General features: G+C 64.0%; 4 protein-coding genes. 2 read left to right on the top strand and 2 right to left on the bottom strand.

All coding sequences use genetic code 11. From position 1 onward, the window contains the following. Positions 1–55: 55 nt before the first annotated feature. Both O6W96_RS19655 and O6W96_RS19660 read right to left on the bottom strand, forming a co-directional pair. A complete protein-coding gene (locus O6W96_RS19655; protein WP_353471111.1) occupies positions 56–409 on the bottom strand; it encodes a UPF0149 family protein in 354 nt (117 codons plus the stop codon). Positions 410–452: 43 nt separating this feature from the next. Next, positions 453–650 (bottom strand): hypothetical protein, encoded by a 198-nt coding sequence (locus O6W96_RS19660; RefSeq protein ID WP_353471112.1) that lies wholly within the window; start codon positions 648–650, stop codon positions 453–455. Between the two features lie 268 nt (positions 651–918). Between O6W96_RS19660 and O6W96_RS19665 the strand changes: the two genes are divergently transcribed. Both O6W96_RS19665 and O6W96_RS19670 read left to right on the top strand, forming a co-directional pair. Continuing rightward, the gene (locus O6W96_RS19665; protein WP_353471113.1) at positions 919–2,559 is read left to right on the top strand and encodes a Na+/H+ antiporter; all 1,641 of its coding nucleotides are present in this window, start codon (positions 919–921) and stop codon (positions 2,557–2,559) included. A 272-nt stretch (positions 2,560–2,831) separates the two neighbouring features. Continuing rightward, positions 2,832–2,963 carry a hypothetical protein gene (locus tag O6W96_RS19670; protein ID WP_353471114.1) on the top strand — a complete coding sequence of 44 codons (132 nt, stop codon included), beginning with the start codon at positions 2,832–2,834 and terminating at the stop codon, positions 2,961–2,963. Positions 2,964–3,401 lie beyond the last annotated feature (438 nt).

A 3,401-nucleotide genomic window follows, 5' to 3' on the forward strand; every position in this document is an offset into this window, starting at 1 on the left:
CTCGCAGCGGCATGATCAACCAGCGGTGATCCACTTATCCAGGCCGCGAGCCTGTTCAGACAACCGGGACCACCTCAATCCACAATTCCCACAGCACGTCGCCATTACGCTCGTCGACGTCGAAGATCGGTCGCAGCTTGCCACGGGCGAGGTCGCGCGCGATCTCCGCATGGCGTGCCACGACCGCGTCGGCGAACCACTGGACGTCGAGCGGGTCGTCGAACGGCGCGACGCCGCTGTCGTCGGAACCCCAGACGCTTTGCAACCATTCGGCGGGCGGGATCGCGTCGGGGCAAACCAATATGCCGGTCAGGAACCCGTCCAGCTCGGTCAGCAGCATCGGTTCTTCGAGCGGCAGATCGGCGAGCGCATCGTCGAGGCGGCGCAGTCGGGACGCGAGTTGTTTCACGTCGTCACGCGGTGATCGGCGAGGCGGAGCATGGGGCTCACGCTCACAAGGTCAAGCCGCGCCGGGCCATCTCGGCTGCCGCCGCCGTCTTCAACGGTCCTGACGCCTCGCGTGCAAAGATATCCGCGAAATCGAGCAGATCCTCATCGTTCAGCGCGGCGATCGACGCGTGGATGGCCGCAAGTTCTGCAACCGCCTGAGCGCCCTCGACCGTGCGGCGCTTGATCCGTGATTTGAGCATCCCCCGCCGATAGCAGCAGTTGGTCGACAATGGCAAAGTCAACGCGCACGATCGCACCAGCCTCGTTCCTGCAACGCCGTACGAGTTTCGGGAACCTCCGGAATCGTCGGCACGACAGGCGTTATCGCGACCGCGGCGATGGCCATCGTTCCGATCAGTGGGGTTGGCGTGAGGCGTGGATCGACGCTCAGGCGATGCCGAACCGTGACACGGGGTGTCGTCGGTCGATAAAAGCGGATAATATCAAGGCCAACCCTGGGAGTATCGCTTGGAATCCGTATCGATCGTACTCGTCCTTTTGCTCGCGGTGGTGGCGAGCGGCGCAGTTTCCCGCATGTTGCCGGTATCCATACCGACGCCACTGGTTCAGATCCTCCTGGGCGCGGTCATCGGCCTGTCGACGTCGTATCGCGTGGAGCTCGATCCGAAGCTGTTCCTGCTCCTGTTCCTGCCGCCGCTGCTGTTCCTCGACGGTTGGCGCATACCCAAGGACGAACTTCTCAAGGATCTGTCGACCGTCGTCGAACTGGCGCTCGGCCTGGTTCTCCTCACGGTGATCGGCATGGGCCTGTTCATCCACTGGATGATCCCGGCAATGCCGCTGGCCGTCGCGTTCGCGCTGGCCGCCGTGGTCTCGCCGACCGACCCGATCGCAGTTTCGGCGATCGCTGCGCGTGTCCCCATCCCCAAGCGGATGATGCACATCCTCGAAGGGGAATCGCTTCTCAACGATGCGTCGGGGCTGGTGTGCCTGCGGTTCGCGATCGCCGCGGTCCTGACGGGTACTTTCTCGGCCACCACGGCCGCCACCAGCTTCGTCTGGGTGGCGGGCGCCGGCCTGGTCGTCGGGATCGTCGTCACGGTCGTCGCAACCCGGATCAAGGCCTGGGTCTCCCGTCGCTTCGGTGAAGAGCCGGGATCCCAAATCCTGGTCAGCCTGCTGATCCCCTTCGGCTCCTATCTGCTGGCCGAACACCTGCACGCGTCGGGGATCCTCGCCGCCGTGTCGGCCGGTGTCACGATGACCTTTGCAGAGCGATCGCGTCAGGCTTTGGCGACGACGCGGATGCGGCGGAACTCCGTGTGGGACACGATCCAGTTCGCACTGAACGGGATCATCTTCGTGCTGTTGGGCGAACAGCTGCCGGCCATCCTCGCGGGGGCCAAGGCAACGGTTTTGCTGACCGGGCATCACGGGCCGGCGTGGCTCGGCCTCTATGTGCTCGCGATCGTCGCAGGGCTCGCGGCGTTGCGCTTCGGATGGGTGTGGGTTTCCTTCCGTCTGACGTTGTTCCGGCGCGGCCTGGGACATGCGACGACTCAGAAAAGTCCCAACTGGCGCCTCGTCGCCGCGATGTCGTTAGCCGGTGTCCGGGGTGCGATCACGCTCGCCGGCGTGCTCACCATTCCGCTGACGCTGACCGATGGCGCCCCCTTCCCTGCACGCGATCTCGCAATCTTTCTGGCAGCCGGGGTCATCATCGTCTCGCTGGTCGTCGCAAGCGTGGCATTGCCGATCCTTCTGAACGGGCTGACCATGCCGCCGGAACCATCGCTGCAAGCCGAGGAGGATTCAGCGCGCGTTGCCGCCGCCGAAGCGGCGATCTGTGCCGTCGAACGCGCCCAGCACGACCTTGCCGAGCGTGACGGCAACGCCGATTTCTTCGCCGCAGCCGGTACCCGCGTGATGGACCTGTACCGGGAACGCATCGAGAGCCGTAGCGGCTCGGCAAAGGCGACCGCAGAGGCCCGGCTACAGGATCAGCTGGAGCGGACGTTTCGACTGGCCGGCATCAAGGCCGAGCGCGCGTCGGTGATCGAGCGCGTTCGCGAGCGACAGATCGGCAGCGTCACGGCGCAGAAGCTTATCCGTGAACTCGATCTGCTCGAAACCCGCTACCGCGTTTGAGCCACGGGCGGCGATCGATCCTATTTGTTGCGGATCATATAATCCGTGTTGAACCAGCGCCGGAGCCTGGACTTCGTTCATGATCAGATTGCCACGCGGCGGCCGTTCCGTATCTTCGACATCGTCGCCGATGTGACGCGAGAGTGCTTACGGGCGGTGCAACCTTGGTATAAGCGCCACCGAGCGAGTCGGCGCTACACCCGGACTCGTTCGGCTCGTGCGCCCGTGTGGCTGCCGTATATGCTGGCGGAACGGTTTTGCTATACCACGCCATGAGCGCCGCCGAGAACGATCGGCACCGCGCGGTCCTGGTCGACAAGCAGCCTCTCGACATCGCTACATCACTCGCGAAGATCGTGGTTCGGAACCCATTCGTGACTGCGCCGGCCGGGACGCGGCCTTGATGCCGCCGGACGGACACGGCGTTCACGTAGGTTCATACCGGACGTTCACCCATGGCCAGCGTCGCGTAAAACGTTCTGCGCCAAGCGGCATATCATCCGCCTGCCCGCCAACGACGAAGCGATGTATCGTCGCGCAGTAGCTGAGGTGGATTTCTTCTGGCTTCAGGTGACGGAGCGACAGCGCGTCAGGCCATCCGCCCACGCATCGAGAAGATCGTGGTTCAGCCAGGTAGCGCGCGTGGCGGCAAAAGCCGCCCCATTCAGTTGCATGGCGATCTCTACCGGATGCTGGCTTTTGCGGACGCTGCTAGTACCCCATACGCAACAAAGCCCCGCTTTGTGGGCGGGGCTGTTGTGAAAGAAGATGGTTGCGGGGACAGGATTTGAACCTGTGACCTTCAGGTTATGAGCCTGACGAGCTACCGGGCTGCTCCACCC

It is taken from the genome of Sphingomonas faeni (genome assembly GCF_040407495.1).
Classification (GTDB): domain Bacteria; phylum Pseudomonadota; class Alphaproteobacteria; order Sphingomonadales; family Sphingomonadaceae; genus Sphingomonas; species Sphingomonas faeni_D.